Origin of the sequence: Acidipila sp. EB88 (genome assembly GCF_003858395.1) — a bacterium.
Lineage (GTDB): Bacteria > Acidobacteriota > Terriglobia > Terriglobales > Acidobacteriaceae > EB88.
Window position 1 is genome coordinate 3,445,620 of record NZ_QWEV01000005.1, and the last position, 12,847, is coordinate 3,458,466.

A 12,847-nucleotide genomic window follows, 5' to 3' on the forward strand; every position below is an offset into this window, starting at 1 on the left:
AGCGGGGAGTACGCGGCCAAGGTTGGCCCGGAAAGCACTTTGCCACCCGGGCACAACCGGGCTGCATCACTCCCCGATCCACACGTCAGGTGGAAGTTCAACGTATGCAAAAATGTTTTTACCAACGTATTATCTCGCTATGAGTTTTTCTCGTTCCGTCCGCATCATCGACTCCCACACCGCAGGTGAGCCTACCCGTGTCGTCCTCTCGGGCGGACCGGAGATTGGTGCAGGCTCACTGCAGGAGCGACTCGCGAGGCTGCGGATGCAGGACACCTTTCGCTCGGGCGTCATCTGCGAGCCGCGGGGCTCAGACGTGCTGGTGGGTGCGCTGCTGACCAAGCCCGTGGAACCGGACTCGAGTGCGGCGGTGATTTTCTTCAACGATGCCGGCTACCTGGGTATGTGTGGGCATGGCACGATCGGCCTCGTGACAACCCTGGCGCACCTCGGCTCGATTGCGCCCGGGCGCCACCGCATCGAGACCCCCGTGGGCATCGTGGAAGCGTGCCTCATGGACGACGGCAACGTGTCGGTGTCGAACGTGCCGAGCTACCGCTACCGTGCGCAGGTGCCGGTGCATGTGCCGGGCCTGGGGCGGATCACCGGGGACATAGCATGGGGCGGGAACTGGTTTTTTCTAGTGGCAGAGCATCCGTATTCGCTTGCCGGCACCAATACCGCAGAGTTGCTCCGGGTATCGATGGCGATCCGCACCGCACTGCGCCAACAAGGGATTACCGGACCGGCCGGGGAAGATGTCGACCATATTGAGTTGATAGGGGCTCCAGAGATGGCGCACGCGGACTCTCGCAACTTCGTGCTCTGCCCCGGCTCGGCATTTGATCGCTCGCCATGCGGCACCGGCACGAGCGCGAAGATGGCGTGTCTCTTCGCCGATGGGAAGCTCGCCCCGGGACAACTTTGGCGCCAGGAGGGCATTCTGGGCACGCTCTTCGAGGGGCATGTCGAGCCTGGTCCCATGATCGAAGACCAGCCTTCGGTGATCCCGACCATCCAGGGACGTGCCTGGATTACGGCGGACAGCACGCTGCTCTTTGATGAAAGCGACCCCTTCACTGCGGGGTTCCATTTCTAAACGGATGCATCGCTACGATCTCATCATCGTTGGTGCGGGCATCATTGGCGCGGCTGTGGCACGCGAATGCGCGCGCAGCGGTCTGCGGGTCGCCATCGTCGAAGCAGGTACGCCGGGCGGCGGCATCACTGCGGCGGGCATGGGCCACGTGGTGGTGATGGACGACTCGCCGGCGCAGCTTGCGCTGACTGCTTTTTCGCGAGGCTTGTGGCGCGAAGAGTCGTTTCCCGTGTCGGTGGAATATGCTTCGCCCGGCACCATCTGGATTGCAGCAGATGAGGAAGAGATGGCGGAAGTCTTCACGAAAAAGGAGACGTACGCGCGGGCCGGTGTGCACAGCCAGGTGCTGAGCGCCCCTGCACTGGCCGCGCTTGAGCCGAACCTTCGCGCCGGGCTTGCCGGTGGGCTGCTGGTGCCCGAAGACGGGGTGATGTATCCCCCTGCGGCTGCCGCGTACTTTCTACGCCAGGCGAAAGAGTGGGGAGCCGAGATGATCGCGGGCCGTGCTGCGCGCGCGGGCGAGGGCAGCGTTTCGCTCGATGGAGGGCTCCGGCTCACCGCGCGCTTTGTGCTGCTGGCCACGGGTATGGACTGTGCGCTGCTGCCCGCAATGCCGCTGCGCATGCGCAAGGGGCATCTCGTCATCACGGATCGTTACCCCGGCTTTGTCAGTCATCAACTCGTCGAGCTTGGATACCTAAAGAGTGCTCACAAAGTGGCAGGTGACTCGGTTGCCTTCAACGTGCAACCGCGGCAGACCGGTCAGCTGCTCATCGGGTCAAGCCGCCAGTATGGCAGCGATACGGTTGCAATAAACCAGGAAATACTCACGCGGATGCTGCAGCGTGCGGAGCACTACATGCCGGGGCTGGGCGCTGTGTCTGCGCTGCGCATCTGGACCGGCTTTCGCGCGGCGACCGAGGACAAGCTGCCACTGCTAGGACCGGCGGAAGGGCTGAGTGATGATCCGACGCTGTGGCTAGCAGTGGGGTTTGAAGGCCTTGGCTACACGCATGCGCCCGGTGCTGCGCGCCTGCTGGCTGATCGGCTGCTCGGGCGCGCGTCCGCGATGGAGCTGGAACCTTTTCTGCCCGCGCGGCTCAAAGGGAGCGCGGCGGGAAAGGCTCTCCATGCCTGAAGCCATGCCGGAAGCTCAATGTGTGCAGATCTACCTGAATGGCATGCCGCGGCAGGTGGCGCGCGGTACCAGTGTTGCGGCAGCGTTGTTGCTGCACGCGGTGCCGTGCCGGGAATCCGTCAAGGGCACTCCTCGCGCCGCGCTTTGTGGCATGGGCATATGTTTTGAATGCCGCGCGGTGATCAATGGCGTCGCGCACCGCCGCACCTGCCAGATCAACTGCCTGGACGAGATGCGTGTGGAGACACAGCGATGAGTGCTGCAAACGACATCACGCACGCCGACGTGCTGGTTGTGGGGGCGGGGCCTGCGGGCCTTGCGGCCGCCACGGCCGCTGCGCGCCACGGCTGCGATGTGCACGTTCTCGATGACAACCTCGCGCCGGGAGGCCAGATCTGGCGCGCTTCTTCCGTTGCGGCGAACACGCAATCGACGCAACCCATGTCGTCGCGGGAGAAGGCCATTGCAGCGCTGCATGCGAGTGGAGCCACGCTGCACTGTGCGACGCGCGTCTTTGCCGCCCCTGCGAACAACGTTGTGGATGTACTGGAGCAGGACGAGCACGGCCTGCGCTACACGTACCGCACGCTGATTGTGGCCACTGGTGCGCGCGAGTTGATGCTGCCGTTTCCCGGCTGGACACTGCCGGGCGTGCTTGGGGCAGGTGGCCTGCAGGCGCTGGTGCGGGCGGGGTACTCTGTTGCGGGCAAGCGGGTGGCGGTGGTGGGGACCGGGCCGCTGCTGATCGCTGTTGCAGCGCACCTGCAGGAAGCAGGCGCACGCGTGGTGCTGCTGGCGGAGCAGGCCGGGCTGCGCACGATGCTGCCGCTTGCCGCGAGCATGTTGTTGCGGTTCACAAAACTGCGGCAGGGTCTGCACTATGCCGCGAGGTTGCGCGGGACCCCGGTGCGCATGGGCTGGTGGCCGGTGGAAGCAATCGCCGACCGCGGCGTGCTTGCCGGTGTGCGCATCACCAACGGCAGCGAGACCAGGACAATCGACTGCGACCTTGTCGCCACTGGCTTCCACCTGGTGCCCAACAGCGAGCTTGCCGAGCTGCTGGGTTGCGCCCTTGCTGCCACCCCTGTTGGCCGGCGTGTGCTTGTGGACACGTACCAGCGCACCACGCGTGCGGATGTTTTTTGCGTGGGTGAGCCGACCGGCATTGCCGGACTGGACGCGGCGCTCCTGCAGGGCGAGATCGCCGGCCTTACTGCCGCGGGTCAGCCTTCGACGCACCTGCATGCTCGGGCCGCAGCCGAGCGTGCTTTTGGCAAGATGCTCGATCGCACCTTCCGCCTGCGCAAAGCACTGCGCACTCTCGCCGCGGAAGATACCATTTTGTGCCGCTGCGAAGATGCGTCGTTTGCACAAGTGAAGGCCTGCGCAGGCTGGACCGAGGCCAAGCTGCAGACGCGCTGTGGGATGGGTCCTTGCCAGGGCCGTATCTGCGGGCCCGCGACCCGCGTGGTGTTTGGGTGGGAGCCCGCGTCCGTGCGGCCGCCGCTCGTGCCTGTTCCCCTGCACGCACTGATTTCATCCACAAGTCACCACGAGGAGAACCTATGAACTGGTACGGCGTTATGCCTGCAATGACTACACCCTTCCACCCCGGTCTTTCCGTCGACCACGAGTTCCTTGCGCAGCACTGCAACTGGATGCTGGACAACGGATGCACCGGACTTGTGATGCTCGGCTCGCTGGGGGAAGGCGCCACACTTACCGATGATGAAAAGCTGGCCATCCTGAAGACAGCGGTGGCGGCTGCTGCGGGGCGCGTTCCGGTAGTTGCGGCCATCTCATCGCTTTCGACTGCGGGTGCTGTCGCACTTGCCAAGAAAGCCGAGGCACTCGGCTGCTCCGGGTTGATGGTGTTGCCGCCCTATGTCTACACATCCGACTGGCGCGAGATGAAGTTCCACGTGGCGAGCGTGATTGCCGCCACGGGGCTCTCCTGCATGCTTTACAACAACCCCGTGGCTTATAAGACTGACTTTCTGCCATCGCAGATTGCGGAACTCGCAGCGGAGCACGCAAACCTCGCTGCCGTGAAGGAGTCGAGCGCGGATGTGCGCCGAGTCTCGGCGATTCGCGAAGTGCTGGGCGAGCGCCTCGTGATCTTTGTGGGTGTGGACGACGCACTGGTGGAAGGGGTGTACGCAGGCGCCAAGGGATGGATTGCGGGCCAGGTGAATGCTTACCCTGCCGAGTCGGTTGAACTTTTCAACCTTGCTGTTGCCGGTGAAAAAGAACGCGTCTTTGATCTGTACCGCTGGTTTCTTCCGCTGCTTCGCATGGATACCGTGCCGAAGTTTGTGCAGCTGATCAAGTGGGTGCAGGAGCAGCAAGGCGTCGGCTCGGCGCGTGTGCGCGCACCGCGCCTGGAGCTACAGGGCGCGGAGCTCGCGCAGGCAAAGCTCGAGTACGAGACTTCGCAGAAGGCGCGCCCAAGCATTGCGACCAAGCCGTTTCCTACACTCGCAAAGGCATAGCTGCTTAAGCCTGAAGGCGGCAGGGAACCCACTGCCGCCCACTCTGACGTGATGGAGAGAATCGTGTACAAGTCCGCCCTGCCCATCCCTGTGCGTCTGGCAATCCTGTGCGCACTTGCAGTGCCCTTTGCTGTGCAGGCGCAAAAGCCCGAACCGCTGCCGCCCGGGCCGATGTTTTCCGGCGGGCATATGACGCTGCATTCAGGTGCGCTGGGACTCGACGTACTGCGTTATAGCGGTACGGTGGCGAGCCTGACCACTACCGGGGCGGTGCCGTGGAACTACGCCCCCACAGACAAGCTTTCCGAGCGATCGCAGGACACGTTCTACCATCTAGGCGATATTGATCTGCGTGTGCGCGCTGCGGGCGCGACCGCGTGGCAGGCACTCTCCAGCGCCACGCATCGCGAACCGCAGAAGATCCTCACTGCCACGGACCACGAGCTTACCGGGGACATTACGAACTCGCTTCCGCCGGACTCGCCGGTGCGCATCGTGCGCAGCTGGAAGGACGATGGCGACGCCCTGTTGCTGAGCTTTGCCCTGACGAATACCACCAACAGTCCGCTCGAGATCGGCGGCGTCGGCATGGCGATGGTGTTCAACAACATCATGAACGATCGAACGCTTGAGCAGGCTTACAGCGAGTGCTCTTTCTACGATCCGTACATCGGTGAGGATGCCGGCTATGTGCAGGTGGCTCCGCTGAAAGGTACGGGTCCCGTATTGCTCGTGCTTGCGGATCAGCACACGCCCTTTGAGGCGTGGAAGCCGATCCTGGATCGACGATCGCGTACGACGCACCTGGGCGAGCCGGGCAATGATCCCACCCCGCGCGGAACGACGTTCGAGGGCTCTTTCGACTGGATGGTGCACTCTGCAGCATTTGCTGAGACCGAGTGGAAGGGTGCACAGGAGTGGAACCCGCCCACCGCGGAAACGCTGGCCCCTGGCGCAAGCGCGCACTACACGCTGCGCTTCGTCGTCGCCCCCGATATACGGCAGGTGGAGTCGACGCTCGCAGCGCATCACCGTCCGGTCGCCGTCGGCATACCCGGTTACGTGGTGCCGCAGGATCAGTCGGCGCGCCTCTTCCTGCGTTCCACACAGCCTGTGCGTGCGATGCGTAGCGAACCCGCGGGCGCCCTGTCGTGGCATGATGACGGCACGCTGCCAGGCGGGCTGCTTGCCTACACGCTTCAAGGTAAGCAGTGGGGTCGTGCGCGGCTGGTGATCGAGTATGCGGACGGCACCACACAGAGCATCGCGTATCGCGTGATCAAGCCCGAGCGTGAAGCCATCGCCGACATGGGCCACTTCCTCTTCAACGATCAATGGTTTGATCAGCCCAACGATCCATTTTATCGGGCACCCTCGGTGATCAGCTACGACGACTCTGTGCATGCACAGGTCACGCAGGAGTCACGCGTGTGGATCGCGGGCTTGAGCGATGAAGGGGGTGCCGGTGCATGGCTGGCTGCGGCCATGAAGGAGTTCCTGGAGCCCGATGCGGCAGAAGTGGCGAAGCTGGAGCGCTTTGTCGACGAGACCGTGTGGGGGCACCTGCAAGTCGCCGAAGGCGAACACAGGTATGGCGTGCACAAGAGCCTGTTTTTCTACCAGCCAAGCCTCGTGCCAGCGTTCCAGTACGATCCGAAAACAAACTGGACGAGCTGGACCAGCTGGAACAAGGAAAGCTCCGACGACCTCGGTCGGTCTTACAACTACCCGCACGTGGTCGCCGCCTACTGGGCGCTTTACACAATCGCCCGCAACACGCACGGCCTTGCCACGCACCACCCCTGGCAGTGGTACCTGGACCAGGCGTATGAGACCACCATGGCCATGCGGACCCAGGCGCCTTACTACACGCAGTTCGGCCAGATGGAAGGCACCGTCTTTGTGCGCCTGCTCGACGACCTGAAGCGCGAAGGCAAGACCGAGGAAGCAGGCAAGCTGGAGTCATGGATGCGTGAACGTGCCGAGCACTGGCGAAGCGAAGCGTATCCATTCGGCAGCGAGATGCCATGGGACTCCACCGGGCAGGAAGAGGTGTATGACTGGACGCGCTACTTCGGCTTTGCTGACAAGGCAGACGTAACGCTCAATGCGATCCTGGGCTACACCCCCGTGCTCCCCAGCTGGGGCTACAACGGGAGCTCGCGTCGTTACTGGGACTTTCTCTACGGCGGAAAGTACCCTCGAATTGAACGCCAGTTGCATCATTACGGCTCGGGACTGAACGCCATACCGCTGCTCGCCGAGTACCGCAGTCATCCGGATGACCTATACCTGCTGCGTGCCGGGTATGCCGGGATGACAGGCGCGCTCACCACGATCGACACCAAGGGCTTCGCGTCGGCTGCGTTCCATTCCTTTCCTGACCGCATGGCCGATGATCCATATACCGGCGACTACGGCCCCAACTTCTTTGGGCATGCTGTGAACACAGGGACCTACATCGTGAATGACAAGGCGATGGGCTGGCTCGCTTTCGGCGGCAACCTTTCGCAGACGCACGACGTGATCGACGTTAGCGTACTGGACAGCTCGCGACGCAGTATCTTTCTTGCGCCGCTTGGTCTCTGGATAACACTGGATGGCGGCACAGTGGATCGCGTGCGTCTCAACACCAGGACGCAGCGTGTCACGCTCATGCTGTCACCAGCGACGCAGACGGTATCCACAGCACGCCTGCGCCTGAGTGTTCCCGCGGACACAAGTGCGCACCCTAGACTGAGTGGAAACTTTGCTCTGGATGCGGGAGCATGGACGGTTCCGCTGTCGAGCAAGGAAACATCGGTCGAGGTAGAGCGGTAGAGATACGAGACTGTCCGAAGCAACGCGGCAGGTCGTAAGAGCACATGCGTGCCGACAGGCTTGGCGGGTGCACACTGTGCACCCGCCCCTTGCATCGAGTGAGAACGAATCGATGCGCCGCCCTAGGGATGCGTAGGATGCTCGCCGTAGAACTTCCAGTGGGATGAGTACTCCGGCGTGAGCGCAAGATTCTCCAGATCTGCACGCAGTAGCTCGATCGGCATGGAGTTTTCATGAAGGATCGCATCGTGAAACTGCAGATTCGTCATCTTGCCTGAATCCACCAACTCATGATGCAGCGCGCGGAACTGCAGGCCGCCCATGAGGTAAGCGCTTTGGTACAGCGGGCCCACTGAGCCGTCGAATGAACGCCGCACTTCTGCGGTTGCATTGTCGGGTTCGAAGCCGACGTTGTCGATCAGGAACTGCACGCATTGCTGCGGAGTCCAGCGACCAAGATGGAAGTTCATCGTGAAGATCACGCGGGCTGAGCGATGCATGCGCCAGACCATCGCGCCGACACGCTGCTCCGGGGTTTGTTGGAACCCCATGTCATAGAGCAGCATCTCCCACCACAGCGAGTTCCCTTCATGCCAGAAGGGCGTTTCGAACTCGCCGCGATACGGGTTATACCGAGCACTCATGTAGAACTGCAGAAAGTGTCCGGGGATCATTTCGTGAAACACAGTCGCATGGGAGAGCGGACCACTGTTGCCGCGCATGCTCATCATGCGCTGTGTGTACGTCATCGTGTCGGTCGGGTAGGAAACGCTGATCTCATCGCCACCCGTGAAGAACGGGTTCACAAGTTGGCGCTCAGGCGTCATCATGATCATGCGCAGCGTCTCAGTAGCCAGGGGTGGCACCGTGACGAGATTGTGCTGCTGTACGTACTGGTCCGCCTCGCTCATGTAGCCGCGGATGAGTTCCGGCTGTTCGCCTGGCGGCACGTGCATCTGCTTGATCTTCTCGACAGCCGCATGCCAGTTGTCGCCGTAGCCCATGTCGCGCGATGCTTTCAGCATCTCCTTCATGCACCAGTCGTACTCGGTCTGCGCAATCGCAATCAGCTCTTCTGGCGTGTACGGAATCATGTTGTCTGCAAGATCGGCCAGCAGTGCATCGCGGCCCACCGGATTGCCGATGATCGTCAGCTTGTCATTGGGCGCGATCCCGACCAGCTCCTTGAGCAGATACTCGCGATAGCTCTTCAGGGCCTCGTCTGTTTGCTGGTAGGGCAGCGCGACCCACCACGTAAACATCGGGTCGTACCCGTTGTACATCTCGAACCAGGTTTGCAGCGAGCGCTGCAGTTCCGCGACTACCTGTACTGCGCGATTCGCGAGAGCACGATCCATCCTGGGGGCGTTTGGTCCCGCGTCTTTTCGGGCTTTCTCAAGCGCGGCGATGCTTTCAACCATGGCATGCAACGCGGCGGCATCGGCTTCCGGGTCAGGCTTCTTCATCTGTCGCTTCTGCTCAGCCAGCGCGTCGATCGCGGGCAGAAACGGCAGCAGCGACGCCATGTCACCGATCTCCTTTTTTCTGCGCGCGAGCTCGTGCTGCTGATCGTGGATGTGCGCCTTCAGCACCGCATAGTCCACCTGGTCCTCGTGCGCCAGATGCTGGAACGGTAGGCTGGCAAGCAGGGTGAGCTCATCGCTGTAGAAGGTCTCGAAGCGCGCAAACCTTTCCGGCGACACGCGCAGGGTATACGTCTGCTCGAGGCTGCGCTGGTCCGCGCTGTAGCGCGTGATTACGTCCGGCATGCGGCGGGAGCTGGCGTCTGCCGGGGTGTTCGGGGAAACAGGAGCGGCCATCACCGGCAAGCCAACGCAACTGACGCAGGCCACATGGAAGAGGAGTTTTGACGCTTTGTTCACTGGCCGAGACCTTTCCTGGATCATCACACTAGGTACGAGGATTGAGAAAGTTCGATTGATTGTATACACGGTTGTACTTGGTATGATCATGAATGGAACGTGGAGGCAACACAATGGAGCAGTGGGTCACGGCGACGCTGATCGACGGGCAAGGGCACCCTGGCACAGGCGCGGAATATCGCGCCGTTAACCCGGCCACGGGTGCGTCGCTGGAGCCGCTGTTTGCCGATAGCGGCGCAGAACAGGTAGCGGAGGCATGCGAGCACGCCGAACAAGCTTTCGATACGTTTCGGCAGGCGCCGCTCGAACAGCGCGCATCCTTGCTGGACCTGATTGCAGAGGAGATCGTTGCCCTCGGCGATGCGCTGCTGGACCGTGCCGGAGCAGAGAGCGGCCTGCCGCGCGGCAGGCTTGAAGGGGAGCGCGGCCGGACTGTTGGCCAACTCCGGATGTTCGCGGAGGTGGTGCGCAGCGGAGCCTTTGAAGATCGCAGCGTGGACGTCGCGCTGCCGGATCGCAAGCCCGCACCGCGGCCAGAGTTGCGCCTTCGGCGTCTCCCCGTGGGCCCCGTTGCGGTGTTTGGCGCGAGCAACTTCCCGCTCGCCTTTTCTGTCGCCGGCGGCGATACAGCTTCGGCGCTTGCGGCCGGCTGCCCCGTGGTAGCCAAGGCGCACCCGAGTCACCCGGGTACCTCGCAGCTGGTGGGCCTCGCCGTGCAGCGTGCGGTCGCGAAGTCCGGGTTGCCGGCAGCGATTTTTGCGCTGGTGCATGGCAGCGATCACAGCGTGGGCGAGGCCCTGGTACAGCATCCTGCGATCGCCGCAGTGGGGTTCACGGGCTCGCGCATCGGCGGTCTTGCACTATGCGCGCTGGCGGCTAAACGGGCTGTGCCGATTCCGGTGTTTGCGGAGATGAGCAGCATCAACCCTGTCTTCGCTTTGCCCACGGCATTAGAGCAGCGCGGCGAGCAAATCGCTGCAGATTTCGTCGACAGCCTTGTGCTTGGTTGCGGGCAGTTTTGCACCCAGCCCGGCCTGCTGTTTGCACTCGACAGCCCCGAGCTGCGAAGCTTCGAAGCTGCAGCGGCGGCGCGACTCGCTGCCAAGCCCGCGGCCGCCATGCTCAACCCTGGCATGCACGCAGCGTACCAGCGTGGAATCGCGGCGCGCCGGGTGATTGGATCCCTGGAGCTCCTGGCAGAAGGCTCGGAGCCGCACGAGATACGATTCGGTTCGCATGCTGCACTGTTCGCGATCGGTGCGAGCGATTTTCTGTCCACCCCTCAGCTTTCGGAGGAGCTCTTCGGACCTTGCTCCATCATTGTTCGCTGCGGTGATGAAGCGGAACTGCTCGCGGCAGCGCGGGCGATGGAAGGGCAACTGACGGCCACGCTGCAGATCGATCCGGCAGATTATCCGCTGGCAGCGCAACTGCTTCCGATCCTCGAACGTAAAGCCGGCCGCGTGCTTGCCAACGGATTTCCGACCGGGGTCGAGGTTGCCGCCAGCATGGTCCATGGTGGTCCTTACCCGGCTACATCCGACAGCAGGTTTACCTCGGTAGGCACACTTGCGATCGAGCGGTTCCTGCGGCCGGTCTGCTACCAGAACCTGCCGGCGGAGCTTCTGCGATAGCTATTGCCGCGTGTCGCGGCAAAGCTCTTTCGCTGCGGGTTTGAGTCGCAAGGGAAGCGTGGGTGTTTAGGGGATTGAACTACTTCTCCGGACACGCTGAAGGGCCAGTGGGTACAGGAGGCAGGTCACGCTTTGCCATCGACCTGGGCGCGTCTGCCTCAAACTCCTCGATGCCGAAAGCTGCGTAATGGCCGTTGGAACCCGACGCTTGCAGGCGGGCACGCAGGCAGCGGGTGCGCACGGTGCGGAAGGCGACATCGTTGAAGCGGCCTAACTCCGCGGAATAACTGCCCGGGTGCGGCACGGCAGCCCATGCGTGGCCAGTCCAGTACTCGAGCAGCCATGACGCGGGTGCTGTCACGCCCTGTGACGCGCCCGGTGGCTGATCGCCCCAGAACCACAGCCGGGCCTGGTTCAACAACACCGGCCGGGACCACTCATACTGCACCCACTGCGATGACGGATTGTGCGGCGTCCACGTGCCCCACATTTCGGGGGGTAGTGGGTTCTTTGGTGTCCTGCCATCGTTCAGCGAAGCGAGCCAGTATTGCACCGGCACCGGCTCATTGGACGCTGTGGCAAACGCGGCAGGAGCCAGGTTCCGCGAAGGCGGCTGCGGCGGCATGGGTGCTTGTGTGGGTGCCACCGGCAGCATGCGCGCCGGCGCAGCGGCATCGTCCCAGTGGAGTTCGTCGATGGCAACGCTGCGGCGGAAGTTGCCGCCGTCCTTTGCATCCGCGGTGTGGTACACGAGGTACCACTTGCCTTTGAACTGGATCACTCCAGGGTGCGACGTTGTGGAACTGACCGGCGGCAGGATCACGCCCTGGTAGGTCCACGGACCGAGCGCGTCAGGCGCGGTGCCGTATGCAATGCATGCGTGATAGACCGTGGGGGTGCAGGGCGAGTGCGGGCCAGCCTGGTTGTCGGCGTACACCATGTACCAGGTTGCGCCGCGGCGAAACAGCCAGGAGGCTTCGAAGAAGCCGGGCAGCGTGTGCACCGCTACCGGCGTGCCCCTGAGCGTCACCATGTCGCCTGCCAGTTCCGCTCCGCGCAACTGGCCGAAGGTGCCCCAGTACAGGTACGCGCGGCCGTCCTCGTCGACAAACGCGGTCGGGTCAATGTTCTGCATGCGGTTGGCAAGCGGCACGCTCTGCGAAACGATGGGCCCCGACGGATGTGCGTCGGTCCAGGGTCCTAACGGCGAGGATGCAACAGCAACACCGATCGCAAAGCTGTCCTCGTTGGTTGAGTTCGCTTCCTGCACGGGCGCGTAGAGGTAGTAGCGGCCGTTCTTAGCCTCGACGATCTGCCCGGCATAGGCGTGCCCGGGCGTTGCCCAGTGAAAGACCTGCTCCGGCTTCAGGAACGACGGATAGTGGGTCCAGCGGTGCGAGGCAACGTCGTCGGTGGCGAATAACTGCCACTCGTTCATGATGAAGTCGTTGCGATCGGGCGGAGCCTCATCGCGCCCCGCAAGAATGTACAGCCGGCCATTGCTCACGATGGGCGCCGGGTCGGCCGAGTAGTAGGAACCATCTCCCAGGATCGGGTTTGAGTTGCCCTGTATCTCGTGCGGTGCAGGCGCGGCTGCACCCTGCGCACGGCTGTTCGAGGCCACGCAGAGCAACAATACAGAAACGAGCCAGTGTGCACAGACTCTTGCAAAGGGTTGAGGCGACACCCGGCAGGCGCACGCAGGCACACGCGTTGCGTTCCCATGCGGGGCGAGTTGCGCAGCGTGAAGCGTGGTATGCCGATGAGCGCGGAGTGGATGC

The 12,847-nt window shown here is 63.0% G+C and carries 9 protein-coding genes; 7 read left to right on the top strand and 2 right to left on the bottom strand.

All coding sequences use genetic code 11. The annotated features are described in order from the left end of the window. The first annotated feature begins 139 nt into the window (after positions 1-139). From D1Y84_RS14610 to D1Y84_RS14635, 6 genes are all read left to right on the top strand, one after another. On the top strand, positions 140-1,099 hold the full coding sequence (locus D1Y84_RS14610) for a proline racemase family protein (RefSeq protein ID WP_124849347.1): 960 nt from the start codon (positions 140-142) through the stop codon (positions 1,097-1,099). A 4-nt stretch (positions 1,100-1,103) separates the two neighbouring features. After that, positions 1,104-2,237 (top strand): FAD-binding oxidoreductase, encoded by a 1,134-nt coding sequence (locus D1Y84_RS14615; protein ID WP_124849348.1) that lies wholly within the window; start codon positions 1,104-1,106, stop codon positions 2,235-2,237. A gap of 22 nt (positions 2,238-2,259) precedes the next feature. Continuing rightward, positions 2,260-2,493: a 2Fe-2S iron-sulfur cluster-binding protein gene (locus D1Y84_RS14620; RefSeq protein ID WP_233581437.1), complete on the top strand. Its 234-nt coding sequence runs from the start codon at positions 2,260-2,262 to the stop codon at positions 2,491-2,493. Next, the gene (locus tag D1Y84_RS14625; RefSeq protein ID WP_124849349.1) at positions 2,490-3,806 is read left to right on the top strand and encodes an FAD/NAD(P)-binding oxidoreductase; all 1,317 of its coding nucleotides are present in this window, start codon (positions 2,490-2,492) and stop codon (positions 3,804-3,806) included. The genes D1Y84_RS14620 and D1Y84_RS14625 overlap by 4 nt, the downstream gene beginning before the upstream one ends. Further along, positions 3,803-4,729 (top strand): dihydrodipicolinate synthase family protein, encoded by a 927-nt coding sequence (locus tag D1Y84_RS14630; RefSeq protein WP_124849350.1) that lies wholly within the window; start codon positions 3,803-3,805, stop codon positions 4,727-4,729. Before D1Y84_RS14625 ends, D1Y84_RS14630 begins: the two co-directional genes overlap by 4 nt. A 63-nt stretch (positions 4,730-4,792) precedes the next feature. Further along, on the top strand, positions 4,793-7,549 hold the full coding sequence (locus D1Y84_RS14635) for a DUF5695 domain-containing protein (RefSeq protein WP_124849351.1): 2,757 nt from the start codon (positions 4,793-4,795) through the stop codon (positions 7,547-7,549). Positions 7,550-7,671: 122 nt separating this feature from the next. Here D1Y84_RS14635 and D1Y84_RS14640 read toward each other — a convergent pair whose 3' ends face one another. Then, positions 7,672-9,369 carry a DUF885 family protein gene (locus D1Y84_RS14640; protein ID WP_233581438.1) on the bottom strand — a complete coding sequence of 566 codons (1,698 nt, stop codon included), beginning with the start codon at positions 9,367-9,369 and terminating at the stop codon, positions 7,672-7,674. A gap of 155 nt (positions 9,370-9,524) precedes the next feature. On the opposite strand from D1Y84_RS14640, the gene D1Y84_RS14645 reads away from it, so the two are divergent. Next, positions 9,525-11,066 carry an aldehyde dehydrogenase (NADP(+)) gene (locus tag D1Y84_RS14645; RefSeq protein WP_199726419.1) on the top strand — a complete coding sequence of 514 codons (1,542 nt, stop codon included), beginning with the start codon at positions 9,525-9,527 and terminating at the stop codon, positions 11,064-11,066. Between the two features lie 79 nt (positions 11,067-11,145). Here the strand turns inward: D1Y84_RS14645 and D1Y84_RS14650 are convergent, their stop codons facing one another. Then, the gene (locus D1Y84_RS14650) at positions 11,146-12,690 is read right to left on the bottom strand and encodes a family 43 glycosylhydrolase (RefSeq protein ID WP_233581439.1); all 1,545 of its coding nucleotides are present in this window, start codon (positions 12,688-12,690) and stop codon (positions 11,146-11,148) included. Positions 12,691-12,847: the final 157 nt, after the last annotated feature.

Coding starts and splice junctions, on each gene's coding strand:
- D1Y84_RS14615 (WP_124849348.1), top strand. CDS start 1,104: ATGCATCGCTACGATCTCATCATCGTTGGTGCGGGCATCATTGGCGCG.
- D1Y84_RS14625 (WP_124849349.1), top strand. CDS start 2,490: ATGAGTGCTGCAAACGACATCACGCACGCCGACGTGCTGGTTGTGGGG.
- D1Y84_RS14645 (WP_199726419.1), top strand. CDS start 9,525: ATGGAACGTGGAGGCAACACAATGGAGCAGTGGGTCACGGCGACGCTG.
- D1Y84_RS14610 (WP_124849347.1), top strand. CDS start 140: ATGAGTTTTTCTCGTTCCGTCCGCATCATCGACTCCCACACCGCAGGT.
- D1Y84_RS14630 (WP_124849350.1), top strand. CDS start 3,803: ATGAACTGGTACGGCGTTATGCCTGCAATGACTACACCCTTCCACCCC.
- D1Y84_RS14640 (WP_233581438.1), bottom strand. CDS start 9,369: ATGGCCGCTCCTGTTTCCCCGAACACCCCGGCAGACGCCAGCTCCCGC.